Source organism: Flavobacterium sp. JAS (genome assembly GCF_020991455.1).
Lineage (GTDB): Bacteria > Bacteroidota > Bacteroidia > Flavobacteriales > Flavobacteriaceae > Flavobacterium.
This window is the reverse complement of record NZ_JAJMOX010000005.1, coordinates 394,891-411,033: the sequence shown is the minus strand read 5'-3', so window position 1 is coordinate 411,033 and position 16,143 is coordinate 394,891. Positions and strand designations below refer to the sequence as shown.

General features: G+C 35.0%; 12 protein-coding genes. 6 read left to right on the top strand and 6 right to left on the bottom strand.

The features are described from left to right. Together LPB88_RS09580 and LPB88_RS23800 are read left to right on the top strand one after the other, a co-directional pair. The coding region (locus tag LPB88_RS09580; RefSeq protein WP_230714952.1) for a T9SS type A sorting domain-containing protein at positions 1-1,343 on the top strand (1,343 nt) is incomplete at its 5' end. Between the two features lie 192 nt (positions 1,344-1,535). Beyond that, positions 1,536-1,670, top strand: a complete 135-nt coding sequence (locus LPB88_RS23800) for a hypothetical protein (RefSeq protein WP_255673689.1) — start codon at positions 1,536-1,538, stop codon at positions 1,668-1,670. A gap of 510 nt (positions 1,671-2,180) precedes the next feature. Here LPB88_RS23800 and LPB88_RS09575 read toward each other — a convergent pair. Further along, positions 2,181-2,810 (bottom strand): nitroreductase family protein, encoded by a 630-nt coding sequence (locus tag LPB88_RS09575; RefSeq protein WP_230714951.1) that lies wholly within the window; start codon positions 2,808-2,810, stop codon positions 2,181-2,183. Positions 2,811-3,077: 267 nt separating this feature from the next. Between LPB88_RS09575 and LPB88_RS09570 the strand changes: the two genes are divergently transcribed. The 4 genes from LPB88_RS09570 to LPB88_RS09555 all read left to right on the top strand — a co-directional run bounded on the left by LPB88_RS09570 (position 3,078) and on the right by LPB88_RS09555 (position 6,899). Then, on the top strand, positions 3,078-4,130 hold the full coding sequence (locus LPB88_RS09570) for a DUF1852 domain-containing protein (RefSeq protein WP_230714950.1): 1,053 nt from the start codon (positions 3,078-3,080) through the stop codon (positions 4,128-4,130). 30 nt (positions 4,131-4,160) lie between these two features. Continuing rightward, positions 4,161-5,192, top strand: a complete 1,032-nt coding sequence (locus LPB88_RS09565) for a methionine synthase (RefSeq protein WP_230714949.1) — start codon at positions 4,161-4,163, stop codon at positions 5,190-5,192. 58 nt (positions 5,193-5,250) lie between these two features. Beyond that, positions 5,251-6,246, top strand: a complete 996-nt coding sequence (locus tag LPB88_RS09560) for a bile acid:sodium symporter family protein (RefSeq protein ID WP_230714943.1) — start codon at positions 5,251-5,253, stop codon at positions 6,244-6,246. 200 nt (positions 6,247-6,446) lie between these two features. Beyond that, positions 6,447-6,899, top strand: coding sequence for an Lrp/AsnC family transcriptional regulator (locus LPB88_RS09555; protein WP_035644147.1), 453 nt, complete (start codon positions 6,447-6,449; stop codon positions 6,897-6,899). A 537-nt stretch (positions 6,900-7,436) separates the two neighbouring features. Here the strand turns inward: LPB88_RS09555 and LPB88_RS09550 are convergent. From LPB88_RS09550 to LPB88_RS09530, 5 genes are all read right to left on the bottom strand, one after another. Continuing rightward, positions 7,437-8,363, bottom strand: a complete 927-nt coding sequence (locus LPB88_RS09550; RefSeq protein ID WP_230714941.1) for a glycoside hydrolase — start codon at positions 8,361-8,363, stop codon at positions 7,437-7,439. Between the two features lie 56 nt (positions 8,364-8,419). Next, the gene (locus LPB88_RS09545; protein WP_230714939.1) at positions 8,420-9,859 is read right to left on the bottom strand and encodes an endo-1,4-beta-xylanase; all 1,440 of its coding nucleotides are present in this window, start codon (positions 9,857-9,859) and stop codon (positions 8,420-8,422) included. 93 nt (positions 9,860-9,952) lie between these two features. Further along, positions 9,953-11,056, bottom strand: coding sequence for a hypothetical protein (locus LPB88_RS09540; RefSeq protein WP_230714937.1), 1,104 nt, complete (start codon positions 11,054-11,056; stop codon positions 9,953-9,955). A gap of 8 nt (positions 11,057-11,064) precedes the next feature. Further along, positions 11,065-12,588: a RagB/SusD family nutrient uptake outer membrane protein gene (locus LPB88_RS09535; protein ID WP_230714935.1), complete on the bottom strand. Its 1,524-nt coding sequence runs from the start codon at positions 12,586-12,588 to the stop codon at positions 11,065-11,067. Between the two features lie 60 nt (positions 12,589-12,648). Continuing rightward, entirely contained in the window at positions 12,649-15,753 is a 3,105-nt protein-coding gene (locus LPB88_RS09530) for a TonB-dependent receptor (RefSeq protein ID WP_230714927.1), read from the bottom strand. Between the last annotated feature and the right edge of the window lie 390 nt (positions 15,754-16,143).

The window sequence follows — 16,143 nt, the reverse complement described above, 5'->3', positions numbered from 1 at the left end:
ATTTCTGTTCTTCTTCAGCCAATAGCGGAAGCATTACTTCTTCCACTTCCGTAAGCGGAGTAAGCTATCAGTTGTATAATTCTTCAAATGCAGTTGTTCAAGCAGCTAAAACCGGTACGGGAAGTGGTCTAACATGGAGTAATCTTTCTGGAGGAACAGGCTATTATGTAATTGCCACGGGTGCAGCTCCAACGAATTGTGCCGCCACAAGCAGCCCAGTAAATGTAGTACAGAATCAAACTCCAGTTTTACTCATTACGCCTCCAGCTGCTCCTTGTACTCCGGGTACAGCTGATCTTACCGCAGCTGCAGTTACGGCCGGAAGCACATTACCTACCGGAACTACACTCAGCTATTGGCGAACCTATGATAGCAACACAGGTTTGTCAGGAGAATTAACTCTCGCAACTACTCCTCCTAAGAATGCTGTTAGCGCAGGGACTTATTGGATTAAAGCAACATCACCTGCTGGATGCACAGATATTGAATCTGTAACAATTGCAGTAAACAATTGTGGCGGAGCAATCTATGCAACCGCAACAACTTGTAGCAATTTCCTTTCGGGTGTAAATACATTGGATAAAATATGTTATACTGTGTCTAAAAAGGGTAATAAATCATATGTCTCTAATGCTACTCCGGGAGTGTTCTTCTATTATGCGAAAATAGTAGCGCCTTCAACCAGTTTTACAGTGAATATACTAGAGTTTATTACAGCTCCGAGTGGGTTCAAACTTTTCACAATAAATCAAAATCAGGTATTCGCTTTTGATGCGAATTGTAACAAAATTGCAACAGGTTCTGAATCTCCAAAAGGATCCGGTCAGGGAGTTATCACAGTTAATAATGTTAAGATAGGTGATTTGATTGTTATTTCTGTTAAATATGATGTTAAGTCAATACTTAACTCTACTTTTTCTGGTACAGGACCAAATTATCAGGCCTATTTCATTTCTAAAATTGGCAGTACTGTATTAGGTGACACAGCAGGAAATATTCCGGTTAATAATTGTTCAGTTTCAACCGCTGCTGCGACAACAGTAGCCAGTGCGCCGACAGAAACAACGACAACCAGTAAAACAACCGATACTAGTTTTATCGCATATCCAGTTCCTTTCAAAGATCAACTTACGATCAAGTACAAATTTGATTACAAATCTGATGTAAAAATTGAGGTGTTTAATGTACTGGGTACTTTAGTGTTTACTAAGCATGATGCCGATGGCTATTTGAACAAAGAGGTTCTTCTAGACCTTACAAATACAGATCAACAGGGACTTTACATTGTGAAAGTATCTACCAATCGAGGTAGTAGTACGAAAAAAGTAATTTCTTCTAGATAATTCAACAAATAATTTTAATCGAAAAGCATCCGCCACAAACGGATGCTTTTTTATGGAGTGTAGTGTCTGCGGACAGTACTAAACAACCGATTAGGATATGTTTAGTGCAAGAGGGGGTACCGGACAAAAACGCCCCGCAATTCCCTGACTAGAGGAAGTGGAATTGATGGGCGAGGGCATCAACCCACTGCTATGGGTTCTGAAAAATTTACAGTTGCCAGAAATTTATTAGTTACTGAGAAAATCGATGTTGAAGATTACAATCTTATGAAAATTGAATACAATGCTATTATTAGTAAGCCGGAAAAAGAGATTGGAAATGTCTGAGACTTTGCGTATTTTTTTTTTTTGCTTCTTAGAAATTCTACACCTGATAAAAGTCTCTCGATTTTTTATTGTTAGTTCTTATTTTTCCTTGATTATTTTATATTCAGGAAACAATATTCTAAGTAATAAATTTAAAGCAGGAAAATGTTATTTTCAAACATTTAAAAATAAATAAATTAACGGTTTGAATCCAGTCAAGGTAACTCTACGAGACATTCAAATCACTTTTATATTATGGTCAAATATAAATAAAGCAAAAAAAAATCCCATTTTGTTAGAAATGGGATTTTAATTTTGTGACGGTTACTAAACAATTTACAAACCATTTTATGAATGATTTAAAGAAATTGGCTTATTTTGAAGTGAATTTGTAAGATAATTGTTTTGAATTTTGATTAAGAGGAGGTTTGTATGTCTTGTTAAGGTTAAATGTTAAAACATATGAATTTTGTAAATTTATTAAGTTGTAATAGCATTTGATAAATTTCTCGATAATAAATTTAGTAGCTATTAGTAAACTTTCGTTATCATTTCATCTATAGGTAAACGAACTTTTTTCGTAGCTGCCATATAGTCTTTTTCCGAATCACGGTATCCTAAAGCAAGGATAACTGTAGAATGCAACCCTTTTTCTTTCAAACCCAAAACCTCATCGATAGTGGCGGCATTAAATCCTTCGATAGGAGTGGCGTCCACTTTCAATTCTGCTGCTGCAATAAGTGCTGTTCCTAATGCAATATAAGCCTGTTTGGCCGCCCAAAGGGCTTTTTGTTCTGCGTTGATAGCGCTAAAATAGGAATGCAGTCCATTTCTAAATCCTGATAAGGCACCAGCATCAAGACCTCTTTGCTTTTCAGTCATTGCCATATAATCGTCAATGTAAGTCGAAGACATGTCAGTGAACGCAGCAAAAACCAACAAATGAGAGCAAGAGCTAATCTGTCCATTATACGAATCAGCACCTAATTTCTTTTGAATTTCCGGGTTGCTTACAACAAAAACACGGTAAGATTGCAGACCACAAGAAGATGCTGAAAGATTTATAGCCTCTAAGATCTGATCGATCTTTTCTTCTGTTACTTTAATATTATTGTAAGCTTTTGTGGCGTAGCGCCATTTTAAATTTTCTATCAAATTCATTGCTATGTCTATCTTAATTTTTGGCAAATATAAATGATATTGTTTTCTTTTTCGAGTTTTTGAAGTGTTCTGGGAAACTCCAAATCAATCATCTTAGGTTACTAAAGAATATTTATCTGTTTTCATTCATTATTATATTTGTTTATAGATTAATAATCTTTAAAAATACATGTTAAAAGAATAATTAACTGAATTTATGTGTAAATAAAAATATTTAATCTTTTATATTCAAATTTGCAGGGTAAAAAAACTAAACATTATCATCAGATGAAAGCAAACATACAAGAAGATAGGGGAATAAACGAAAAGCAGAATAATGAAAACACCCAGAATACAATCCAGAATGATTTTGCATTCACACTAAAGAGCACTTGTTTAGATGAAAACTATCACCCCTCAAGTGAAACGCGTTTGACAACCAATTTTGCAAATCTGGCCAGAGGAGGTAATCGCCAACAAAACTTACGTAATGCATTAAATATGATTAACAATCGATTCAATGCATTGGCTCATTTTGATAATCCAAAAGCTGATCGTTACCTTGTAGGACTTGAAATCATCACAGTAACGATGAGTATTGATGATAAGAATGGTATTAACAATCTGCCGTTGATTGAAGTTTTAAAAACGAATATTTTTGACCACAAGACTAGCCAGCGTATCGAAGGTATTGCCGGAAATAATTTTTCGTCTTATGTTCGTGATTATGATTTCAGTATTTTATTGATCGAGCACAATAAAAATAAAGCTAATTTTTGTATTCCTGAAAATTTTGGTGATTTGCACGGAAAACTTTATAAGTGTTTTGTCAATTCAGCCACTTATAAAGAGCACTTTAAGATGTCACCGATCATTTGTCTAAGTGTATCGAGCAACAAAACTTATACTCGTACTGAGTATCAGCATCCGGTTCTGGGTTTTGAGTATCTGCAGGATCATTATTCTATCACTGATGAATATTTCTCTAAAATGGGCTTAAAAGTTCGTTTTTTCATGCCTTCGAATAGTGTGGCACCGATGGCCTTTTATCATTCCGGAGACCTGCTTGCTGATTATACTGATCTTGGACTAATCAGCTCAATCAGCACAATGGAGACTTTCCAGAAGATTTATCGCCCTGAAATTTACAATGCAAATTCAGTGGCTGGGAAAATCTATCAACCTAATCTTAAACAGGAAGATTATTCACTGACTCGCGTGGTTTATGACCGCGAAGAGCGCAGTCGATTGGCCGTTAAACAGGGTAAATATGCAGAAAAGCATTTCATTAAGCCTTACAAAAGTCTCCTGGAACAATGGTCTGCTAATTTTACCCTTTAATTGATTACAACGCATTAAAATTATACTATTATGAAGAAATTATTATTACCCACCTCTATTGTTGGAAGTTTACCCAAACCTGCCTGGCTTGCACCACCCGAAAAACTTTGGTCACCATGGAAATTAGAAGGCGATCAGCTACTTGAAGGGAAACAAGACGCTTTACGTATTTCTTTGCAGGAACAGCAATTGGCAGATCTAGATATTATTTGTGACGGCGAGCAGACACGTCAGCATTTTGTAACGACTTTTATCGAGCATTTAAGCGGTGTAGATTTTGAAAATCGTAAAACAGTAAAAATCCGTAACCGTTATGATGCGAGCGTTCCAGTGGTTGTAGGTGAGATTGCACGTCAAAAAGCAGTTTTTGTTGAAGATGCTAAATTTTTACGTAAACAGACTAATAAGCCTATAAAATGGGCATTGCCAGGCCCGTTGACAATGGTAGATACCTTGTACGACGACCATTATAAAAGCCGGGAAAAATTGGCGTGGGAATTTGCGAAAGCACTCAATGAAGAAGCAAGAGAACTTCAAGACGCAGGGGTAGATATTATCCAGTTTGATGAACCTGCATTTAATGTGTTCTTTGATGAAGTAAACGATTGGGGAATGGCAGCATTAGAAAGAGCCATTGAAGGTTTACACTGTCAAACTGCTGTTCATATTTGCTATGGTTATGGAATACAGGCAAATACTGATTGGAAAAAGACATTAGGTTCAGAGTGGCGACAATATGAAGAAATTTTTCCGAAAATTCAAAAATCTAAAATTGATGTGGTGTCTTTAGAATGTCACAACTCCAATGTGCCTTTAAATTTAATGGAACTTGTTCGCGGTAAAAAAGTAATGGTCGGTGCCATTGATGTGGCAACCAACACTATCGAAACACCAGAAGAAGTAGCTGCTACCCTGCGTAAAGCTCTTGAGTTTGTAGATGCCGAAAATCTTTATCCTTCTACAAACTGCGGTATGGCACCGTTATCTAGAGATGTAGCCAGAGGCAAGTTAAGTGCTTTAAGCGCAGGAGCAGAAATTATACGTAAAGAACTTGGGATTTAGTCTCAATATATTAATAATGAATTCCGTGCCTCCACGGAGGAATAATACTTAAAACACATTGAAGAAATTATTAGAAGTATTAAAAAAAGCAGGTTTCGACGGTTTCCTGTTAATGATAGCCACCATGATTCTGATGGCTTATTTTTTGCCAAAGCCAGGCATGGTCAAAGAACCTGTTTCGCTGGAGGAGATTGCCAATGCTGGCGTTTCCTTGATTTTCTTGTTTTATGGCATGCGACTGAGTGTTGAGAAACTAAAAGCTGGACTTTCCAACTGGAAAATGCACATTGTCGTCCAGTTGACAACCTTTTTATTTTTTCCGCTCATTGTTTTGGCATTTCGCCCGTTGTTTGTCAATAACGGCTTCGAGTTGCTTTGGCTGGGTGTATTTTTTCTGGCAGCATTGCCGTCCACAGTTTCCTCTTCGGTGGTCATGGTTTCCATTGCTAAGGGAAACATTCCCGCAGCCATTTTCAATGCAAGCATTTCCAGTTTGATAGGAGTAGTGGTTACGCCGCTCTGGGTTGGGCTGTTTATAGCTTCTGCAACAGGTGATTTTGATGTCACTCAAATCGGCTTAAAGTTGATTCTGCAAGTCTTGCTGCCTGTCATAATTGGCATAAGCCTCAATTCCCGTTTCGGCGCCATTGCCGAAAAATACAAGAAACAGCTCAAATATTTCGATCAGACAGTTATTCTAACGATTATTTACACGTCGTTTTGCAAGTCATTTTCCGAACATCTTTTTGAAGGCTTCACCGCCCTTGAACTTGCTGGACTCGCTGCAGGGATGATGGCGTTGTTTTTTGCCGTATTCTTTTGTGTCGGACTACTGAGCCGCCTGCTTGGTTTTTCAGATGAAGACCGTATTACTGTCTTATTCTGCGGGTCTAAAAAGTCATTGGTACACGGCACCGTTATGTCAAAAGTACTTTTTCAGCACAGTACTATCACCGGCATCGTATTGCTGCCGCTCATGCTTTACCATGCCTTGCAATTGATTGCCGCTAGTATCATCGCTCAGGGTATGGCTCGACGAAAAGAAGTTGCATAGATAGACTCTTTATGTAACTTATTCTATGTCATTCTATAAAATATTACCTTTAAGATTTTTATACTGTAAAAGTATATTTTGCAGGTTGTTATGTTTTTAATTTGTTTAAAATAAGATTTTTGTGTTGTTTTTAATTGCATTTGAAGAATTTTATTCTAATTTAGAAATAAATTAAAATAAAATTCAAAGTAAAAAATTTTATGGAACAAATAGACGATATTGATCTTCAGTTATTAAATATACTTCACGATAATTCTAAATACACTGTAAAAGAGCTTGCTAAAATGGTAAATCTTTCGGCATCACCTGTTTTTGAGCGAATTAAAAGATTGGAAAACAATGGTTATATTAAAAAATATATTGCCCTGCTTGATGCAGAAAAATTAAACAGAGGGTTTATTGTTTTTTGTAATATCAAACTTAAACAGCACGATCGTAATATCGGGAATCAATTTGTTAGTGATATTATGAAAATAGAAGAAGTTGTAGAATGTTATAATATCTCAGGTGATTACGATTTTTTAATGAAAGTTTCTGCCAAAGACATGAAGCATTATCAGGATTTTGTGTTTAATAAATTGGGATCAGTTGAAAGTATAGGGAGTACCCAAAGTACCTTTGTTATGTCAGAGATAAAAAATCTCTACGGATAGTTCCGCAATGGTTTATTTATTTGAAATTCGCCTTAGCTTTTTTGACAGAAAATGTATTAAGTCCATTTTGGAATTATTTTATATTTAACATCAAAAAACTGCGTAAATCAAAAGAGAAAAAAAACTCTATATTTCTTAACGGGATTTCGAACCATCGTCCGACTTCGATTAAATCTCTAACAATACCACTTTAAGACTGTTTATTTCAAACAGACTAGGGATTTCTTGTGAAAAAAATCGAACCATGAAATTTTAGGTTGTATAGGCTTGAAAAATCTACATATTCGTGCAAAAAAAAAGAGACAACTATTAATTAGTTGTCTCTTTTTGTGACCTCTAGTTTACAATTTACAAACCATTTTATGAATGATTTAAAGAAATTGGCTTATTTTTAAGTAAATTTATAAGACAATTATCAAAAGCGGTTTGTATGTATCGTAGGGGTTAAATGTTAAAACATGTTAAATCATAAAAATCTCTAATTTTTCAAAGAGCAAATTCTAATTAATTTAAAGTAAAAATCAACTATAGTATAAATTAGATTGGTCTTTTGTAAACTGTTACATCATCTACCCACATCATTACAGTTGAAAATAAATTGATTTTATTAGGATCTATAAAATTGGAATCTTTTGATCCCACATTTAGATTAAATATAATCGAGTGTGGCCCGAAATTATTTAAGTTAAGATTGCCAACACTACTGTTTGTATACGTCGAAACCGTTACATTATCAACCTTTATAGTTACGGTTACTACATTGTCTTTCATTTTCCAAAAAGATTCATATAAATGCCATCCGCCATTTCCGTTTATATCAAAATTACCCGGATAGTTTCTTTCGGCAGAATTTCCTAATTGGTTTGATCCGCTAGAAGTTCCATAAAAAAGATTTGAAGTAAAACGACTTGCATTAGGCGCAAAAGAATAACCTTCCATGATATCAATTTCTCCTTTTGTTGGCCAGCCATTTTGCTGCACAGACCAGAAGGCAGGCCAGGCGCCGTAAGTTTGTGTGAAAGACTTGTAAGTTCCTCCATCCATCGCTACTAGTTTAATATTGGCAGAAAGCATATACTCTGTATTATTTTCAGGCTTATATTGATAATTAGAAGAAATGAATCCGGATTGATATTTGTATGTGCTCAATTTTGTAGTCTTGATTTCCAAACATTGTTTTCCATCTCTCCATTGCGTAGTTGGTACTGAGCTGGCATAGTCACAATACCAGGAATTATAATCTGCTCGTTGCTCTTTTGTCCATTGTGACAGATTGGAACCTACATCAAATGTATCTTCAAATTGTTTGACCCATGGCGCGGCGGCTACTTTGCTTGTACTGGTTTTTGTACTTGCACTTGCTGATTGATCTTTTGCTGTTGGGGTTGCATCATCTGCACAGGAAGTAAATCCTAAACCTAATACACATGTCACTGTTAACGCTAACAAATTTAATTTTTTCATAATTTAATTTTTTGGTTTATTAATAGTTGAAGTAAAGTATTATAGTTTTAAAAAATTTAATTTAAGCCTTCCAGAAATCCAGTATGAGAGCTTTTAATTGCAAAATTTGAATCGTACAATAAAGGCCAGTCATTTCCTGGGTGGTTAAGTTCTGTGCTAAACGGAATCCAGGATTCATTATCTTTCATTCCCCAAACGGTTAAGGCATATTTATTTGCTGCAGGAAGTGCATTATAAAGTTTTACAATCTCTTTGTATTTTTCTTTTTGAGCCAGTCTTCTTTCATTTGTAAAAGTTGAAATGTCATTTGATTGATTCACTTGTATATCCAATTCTGAAACATGGATTTTCAGCCCTTTTGCTACAGCTTTGTTAAGATCAGTTTCGATTTGAGCTTTTGTTGGAGTTAAATAAGTGTTATGCATTTGAAAACCAAGACCATCAATAAGATTGCTTGCTTTTAAATCATCAACAATGCTAAAAACTTTGTCTTGTTTTGGAGCATTAGTTGAAGTTGCATAATCATTATAAAACAACAATAATGAGTTATCGCCAGTAGCAGTTGCTGCATCTTTTGCCCATTTAAAACAATCTTTTACATAATTGGCTCCCATTCGTTGCAGAAAAATAGTATTTCTCATAGCACCGCCATTATCATCTACGGCTTCATTAACCACATCCCAGGATTTTACTTTTCCTGCATAATGAGTAACGACATCTGTAATGTATTTTTTTACTTCGGCAGTAAATTCGGCATCAGTACCAGAGAAATCTTTTAACCATTGTGGCACCGAATTATGCCATACCAAAGCATGACCGTGAACATTAATTCCATTAGCATTTCCGTAAGCAACAATTTTATCCGCTACAGTCCAGTTGTAAACACCACTTGCGGTAGAAATCTGATCCATTTTCATTTCGTATTCGGCAGAAATACTGCTGAATTCATTTTTCAAAATAATGTCATAAGGACTTCCAGTAGTTAATTGCGAAGCTTTTATTGCCATCCCTATAAAAAATGGATTAGCCAATTTATTTGCTTTTACTTTTAAGAATGTAGGATCTTCAGGAATGTTGCTTGTACCAGTAGTTACAACGCTAATAACATTGGAATAACCCGAAGTTTCTGTTTCATTTTTTGCTCTAACTCGGTAATAATATTGCGTGCCTCCGGTTAAACCTACTACAACTTCGTTTAAATCTGTAACTTCTTTTGCATTATAATTTGGGACAAAAGTGGCAAAATTTTCAGTTGTTGAAACATCCAAAAGATAGCTTTTTGCATGTGAAACGTAATTCCATTTTGCTCTAAAACCTGCATCGTTCACGTCTTTTGGTGCGTTTGCAACAGGCGCTTCTAAAGTATTAGCTGCTATGTTGTCTTCTTTTGAACAAGAATTCAAAAAGAAGAAGATACCAGTCAACATTAGTAAAAATTTAATTTTCATACTGTATTTTATTATAGAATATCCTTTTGTGATTGTGAATATTCTCATTTATAATTTCTGTTTTATTATACTTTTAAAAAAGAGGTCGCTTTTGACCACAACCTCTTTTTTAAGTTTAAAAATTAAAATGCAAACCATTCATTATTGGTAGCGAATTTTAATGTTATCATATTTTATTACGCTAGGATTTGGTGTATCTCCCTGAGCGATTCCGACTTTAATTTCATTGATTTTAGAAGGATCTAATGTTGCGGCCGTATTCGAACCAAATCCGTAATTATCTTTAAAATCAGTCAATAATATGGTCTTTGTGGTCCAGTTTACATCGGTTACTTTAAAGTTATAGCCATAATTTACACCATCAATAGTATTTAATTGAATAGCAAATTGAGCACCCACAACATTTGCACTTACATCAATATCAATAAATGTTTTTGAAGCATCATTATTAGAAGCGCTTAAGAAACTAGCTCCACCGCCAGCGCTGCTTCCGTTGTAACCGTTTGCTGTAGAACCTGCCCATGATAGTGTTGCATAATTGCCTGTTGCGCCGCCTGTAGTATTAGCGTTAAAACTATCGATATCGCCATAAGCAGTCCAATCACGTCTGCTGCCGTTTCCGTCAAAATCAGACACAAGAACTACAGTTGCAAAATTGATTGTTTTTTTTGCGGAACCTCCCGGTGTAGTAACCACAAGCTCTGATCCTGAAACTGCATCTGATGGTAAACCGATGATAATTGAGGTAGATGATTTTAGGGTATAACTCAGTGTTTTTCCGCCCAAAGTGATCGAAGAAATATTATAAAACCAAGTACCTTCAATCTCCAATGGAAATCCCGGAGTTGCAACAACCGGAATTGTTTTTGTGATAGTGGGAACTGGCTGTAAAATCTCAATGTTTTTGGTTACTGATCCTGCTGCTGTTATAAATGTAATGGGTTGTACACCAAATCTGCTTCCTAGTTTTTCATCAAAGGGAATAGTAAAAATGAACGCTTTATCTGAATTATAGTTTGGATTGAAACTGATATCAATTTTGTTATCCAGCGTGATTTTTTTTAATCCTTTTAAACCTTCGCCTTCAACTCTGACTTTATTCAATGGAAAAGCCTGATTCAATAGATCTCCCGGTTCAGCAACCATTGCATCTATATTTGCACTGGTCGAATCGTCATTTTGGCAAGCTGTAAAAGATGCCAATGCCAAAAGAATTATAATTCTATATGTTATTTTCTTAATCATAGTAAAAGTTAGTTAAAGTTAAAAGGAACCGGAGGCTCTAATAATGATGGATTAGTATCAATAGCAGATTGCGGTAATGGCAGTTCAAAATAGTTGCTTCCCGGAGTTATCTTTCTGGAAACCAATTCTGTTCTGGCGTCATCAGAATAAAAACCAACTTCTTGCTGTGAAATAATTGCTGTTGCTTCAGCCAGGCCTCGACGTTTTAAATCGAAGAAATATTGTCCTTCAAGTGCAAATTCAATTCTTCTTTCGTTAAATAAATCATCTCTTGTAAGTACTGTTTTTGCAGGTAATCCTGCTCTTAGTCTCACTTCATTGAAAGAGCTTAAAGCAGCTGCAGAAGTAGTTGAACCGGCTCCTGCTAAAAGCGCCTCAGAATTCATTAATAAAACATCAGAATATCTAAGTATAATGGTGTTTTGTGACGTTCTCATAAAAAATACATCGTTTCTTTCGGCCGCAGAACCTACAATATACTTTCTGAAATTAGCCGCAGTCGAGGAGTATATTTTTTTATACCTGAAACCTCCTTGATTTTTTAATAACTCAGGATAAAAGTCGCCATCTGTCATGATTGTGCTCTTTTTTCTGATATCGTTTGGCTCAAAGCCGCTTTGCAATGAAATAGAAGGAAGGTAAACTCCCCAACCGTCTCCACCACCTGTTATTCCGGTGCCTCCTGGAACTATATAAGCCTGATTTGTATTTTGAGTTCCCCATTCTGTAGCAACAGCTTTCCATTGCAAGGCAAACATACTTTCGGCACTATTGTTATTCTCCGGACTGCTAAATAAGTTTCCGTAATCGGAAATCAAAGTATATTGATTTCCGATAATTTTCTGAGTTAACGCAGCACATTCTCCATATTCGTTTAACGTTAAATGCACTTTTGCAAGAATCCCCATTGCTGCAAATTTGGTAACATATCCTTTTTTTACTGAAGTTGCAGGCAAATTTTCAATGGCATATTCTAAATCTTGTTTGATGAATTTGTAAACATCTGTAACAAGATTTCTTTTTGGTTGTGCCGCCGTTCCTGCTTTATTAATAATTGGTACAGCACCAAAGCTTCTTACCAAATAGAAATAGGCATTGGCTCTCATAAATCTTGAAATTGCGATAGCATTTTTATAAGATGCTTCAGGCAATTCGCTTTTTCTGTCTTCAACCAAACTCATTAAATTATTGGATTGATCGATAACCGAAAACAACGAAACGTATCCTTCTGTCAGGATTGGATTTTGTGAGGTTACCTGAGCATCTTTAAATTGAGCATAAGCACCATCAAATGTAAAAGCGTTTCCGGCATACATATCTCCAACGGCAATTAGGAATTTATCATTAAAAGTAAACCAGGGTTTGAAATATAAACTCTCAGCGATTCCGTCAAAAGCGGTAACTCCTTCCGGTAAATCGCCCGGCGTTAATTGATTTTCAGATGGTGCATCCAAAAAATCATCAGAACAGGAAAACAAAGACAGCAATGGTATTAGCATTCCCATCATAAAAAGTTTAAAAAGTTTTTTCATGACTATTATTTTTTATTTTAATGACTATGAATCATTAAGTTAATTGTATTTTTATCAATTTTAGAATTCTAAATTTAAACCCATTGAAGTAGTTCTTGGCACTGGATAACGTCCCAGATCAATACCGCTAAGCGTTATATTTTGATCTAAATTTCCTAAAGCAGGGTCAAAACCGGAGTATTTTGTCCATGTGTATAAGTTTTGGACATTGACATACAATCTAACTTTAGATATAATAGAATTTTTGAATATCTGACTTGGTAAATCATAGCCCAAAGAAACATTCTGAATTCTCAAATAAGAACCATCTTCAACAAATCTGTTTGAGATTCTTCCATTACCATTTGGATCATTAAGTGTAATTCTTGGTTCATTTGTGTTTTCGTTTACTCCCGGTTCAAAAGCATTTAAAGCCCTTGTACTCACGTTTGCAAATCGATCTCCAAATCCAGGATAAATACCATCAGTGTAATGACGTGTAAAATTGTAGATTTCGTTCCCTTGACTTCCGGTTAAAACAACAGATAAACTAAAGTTTTTATACTTGAAGTTATTGGTAAATGAATAAGTAAAATCAGGGATTGCGCTTCCTATAGCTTTCTGATCTTTAGCATCAATTTTTCCATCACCATTAAGATCTTTAAAACGAATATCACCAATTCCTGTTCCCGTTTCCTGAGTTGGTCCTGCGGCTAATTCTGCAGCATTTTTAAATAAACCGTCCGTAACATATCCGTAGAATTGTCCCACTGGCTGACCTTCTGTAGTTCTGGTCACGTTATATAAGTCGAATTGTACTTTTCCTAATAAAGATTTACCAGCTCCTTGAAAACTGGTTAATTCATTATCATATTTTGAAAAAATAATGGTACTGTCCCATGTAAAATTTTCGGTAACAATATTTCTTGTATTCAAGGTAAGTTCGACTCCTTTAGTTTCAATTTCACCCGTATTCAAATAATAATTAAGTGCACTTTGATTTGACTCGTCATTGATTTGTTTGGTTAGGAAATTAGAAGAATGTTTAACGTAATAATCAAAATCTAATTTTACTCTGTTATTAAGCATTCCTAATTCAAAACCAACATCAAAAGATTTAAGTGATTCCCATTTAATATTTGGATTACCTAAATTATCAATTGTTGGAGACACGCCTCCAAATGGAGATGCAGTCAATGAAAGAATGGTTTGGTATCTGTTTGCCGGAATATTTTGATTTCCAACCGAACCGTAACCTGCTCTAAATTTTAAATAATTTACTGTAGACGATAAAGGCTCAAAAAACTTTTCGTTACTAACTGTCCAACCTGCAGCAAATGATGGGAAATAACCCCATTTATTATTAGGTCCAAAGTTCGAAGAAGCATCTGCTCTTAAAGAAGCTGAAAATGAATATCTGTCAGAAAAGCTATAGTTTAATCTCGAAATATAAGAAGTCATAGACCATCTGCCAGAACCATTTCCGTTAACGGCGGTATCGATATCGCCTATATTTAAGTTGGTAAAATCTTTACTTAAAAAATCACCTGATCTGTAACCGCTTAAATATTCGTATTGACTTTCTTGCGCTTCCTGACCCAGCAAAAAGGTAAAATTGTGTTTCTCGTTAAAGGTTTTATTATAAGTCAAATAGTTTTTTAAACTCCAATAAAAGCTTTGATCCTGTTGTTTGAATGATTTGTTCAAAAGTTCAGACACATTTCCTAAAGTATAGGCAGGCGCAAAAGAGCTGCTTTTTGCAAAATTTAAATCATATCCTAATTCAGATCTAAAAACTAATCCTTTGGTAAGAGTGAAATCAGCATATACATTTCCGTTGACTTTATAACGGTCTGTTTTTGCGTTGTTGTATTCTGATAATGCAATTGGATTGGTCGCCTCATTTGCCGAAGAACCTAAACCACTTGTAGGGCCTGCAAAAGAACCATCAGCATATCTAACGGGTAATTCCGGAGATTGTCTTAACGTATTCATTACTAAACCACCTCTGTCGTCGTTTCGAACTACTTGTTGAGATGATTTACTAATTGACATATTGTTACCAATTTTAAGCCATGATTTTACAGTTGAATCTATGTTTAATCGCATGGACATTCTGTTGAAATCAGAGTTTAGAACAATTCCTTCCTGATCAAAATAATTCAAAGAAGTATAATATCTTGTTCCTTCTTTTTCACCTGAAAATGATATTTGATGGTTGTACATTGTAGCAGTTCTAAAAAGTTCGTCCTGCCAGTTTGTTCCATTTCCTAATAAATCAGGTTTTTGATATTGATATGGAATTGGCTCACCATTTAATTTGAAAATTTTAGCCTGATAAGTCGCATATTGAGGCAGGTTTAAAACATCAACTGAATTTGTTACTTGCTGAGTTCCCATGTACGTTTCATAGGCAAAAGTCGATTTTCCTTTTTTTCCTTTTTTAGTTGTAATCAAAACAACACCATTTGCACCATTTGCACCATATATTGCTGTTGATGATGCATCTTTTAGAATATCAATAGTTTCGATATCCGAAATATTCAATCCTGATAAAGCTGAGTTTTTAGTTTGTCCGTTTCCTCCGCCTAATGCGCTAAATGAAAATGAATCGTTGTTTTTGTCCGCAAAGACCGGAGTTCCGTCAATTACATATAAAGGTTCATTTCCGTTAATAGAAGTAATTCCCCTAATTTGAACCGAAATTCCTCCTCCCGGTGTACCGGAATTTTGAGTAACATTTACACCCGCGGCTTTACCCACAAGAGCCTGATCGATAGAAGTAAAAGGTTTGTCCTGAATTTCAGAAGCTTTGATGGAAGAAATTGCTCCATTTACATCTTTCCTTTTTGAAGTTCCGTAACCAATTACGACTACTTCATTTAATTTTTCAAGGTCATTAACCATATTGACTTTCATCACTGATTTTGTGTCTGCTGGCATAGACACATTTTTGTAACCGATATAACTAAAGATCAATGTACTTTTTGGCTCTACATTGTTTAAGACAAAACCTCCGTCAAAATCGGTGGTTGTTGCATTTTTTGTTCCTTGTACTATTACACCAACACCGGGTAAGCCGAGTCCTCCTGATGTTACTTTTCCTTTAACAGTTTGAGCAAAGAAAAAATTTCCCCACATACATACTATTAAACATAATAGTTTTTTGAATGTTCTTTTCTGCATAAAAATTGGTCGATTAAGTTAGTTTAGTTTTTATTGTAAAATATTCAATAGAAGGGTCTTTTTGCATGCTCAAAATTGGAGTCATGAGAAGAAAACTTTTTCTTAAATATTTCTTAACGAAAGTAAAATCTAGTGGGGTGCTATTGTAGAACAGATGAAGCATATTCTGCAACAAATGATGCAAAAAAAAGGCTAAACACGGCATTATTGCTAAATAGAGGCAATTGAGGCATTAAAAGAGATACTGAGATATTGCTAGAAAAATTACTTAAAAACTATAGTTTGTCTAAAAAAAAGAAATAATATTTTATATATGTTCATTTTTGTTTCCAATTAATTAGGATGCTTTTTGAAAAAAATGACTTACAAAAAAAAAGAGCCTCAATTTTT

Excerpts from the sequence above, each read along its gene's own strand:
- LPB88_RS09535 (WP_230714935.1), bottom strand. The coding sequence starts at position 12,588 with ATGAAAAAACTTTTTAAACTTTTTATGATGGGAATGCTAATACCATTG.
- LPB88_RS23800 (WP_255673689.1), top strand. The coding sequence starts at position 1,536 with ATGGGTTCTGAAAAATTTACAGTTGCCAGAAATTTATTAGTTACTGAG.
- LPB88_RS09555 (WP_035644147.1), top strand. The coding sequence starts at position 6,447 with ATGGAACAAATAGACGATATTGATCTTCAGTTATTAAATATACTTCAC.
- LPB88_RS09575 (WP_230714951.1), bottom strand. The coding sequence starts at position 2,810 with ATGAATTTGATAGAAAATTTAAAATGGCGCTACGCCACAAAAGCTTAC.
- LPB88_RS09540 (WP_230714937.1), bottom strand. The coding sequence starts at position 11,056 with ATGATTAAGAAAATAACATATAGAATTATAATTCTTTTGGCATTGGCA.
- LPB88_RS09530 (WP_230714927.1), bottom strand. The coding sequence starts at position 15,753 with ATGCAGAAAAGAACATTCAAAAAACTATTATGTTTAATAGTATGTATG.
- LPB88_RS09545 (WP_230714939.1), bottom strand. The coding sequence starts at position 9,859 with ATGAGAATATTCACAATCACAAAAGGATATTCTATAATAAAATACAGT.
- LPB88_RS09565 (WP_230714949.1), top strand. The coding sequence starts at position 4,161 with ATGAAGAAATTATTATTACCCACCTCTATTGTTGGAAGTTTACCCAAA.
- LPB88_RS09550 (WP_230714941.1), bottom strand. The coding sequence starts at position 8,363 with ATGAAAAAATTAAATTTGTTAGCGTTAACAGTGACATGTGTATTAGGT.
- LPB88_RS09570 (WP_230714950.1), top strand. The coding sequence starts at position 3,078 with ATGAAAGCAAACATACAAGAAGATAGGGGAATAAACGAAAAGCAGAAT.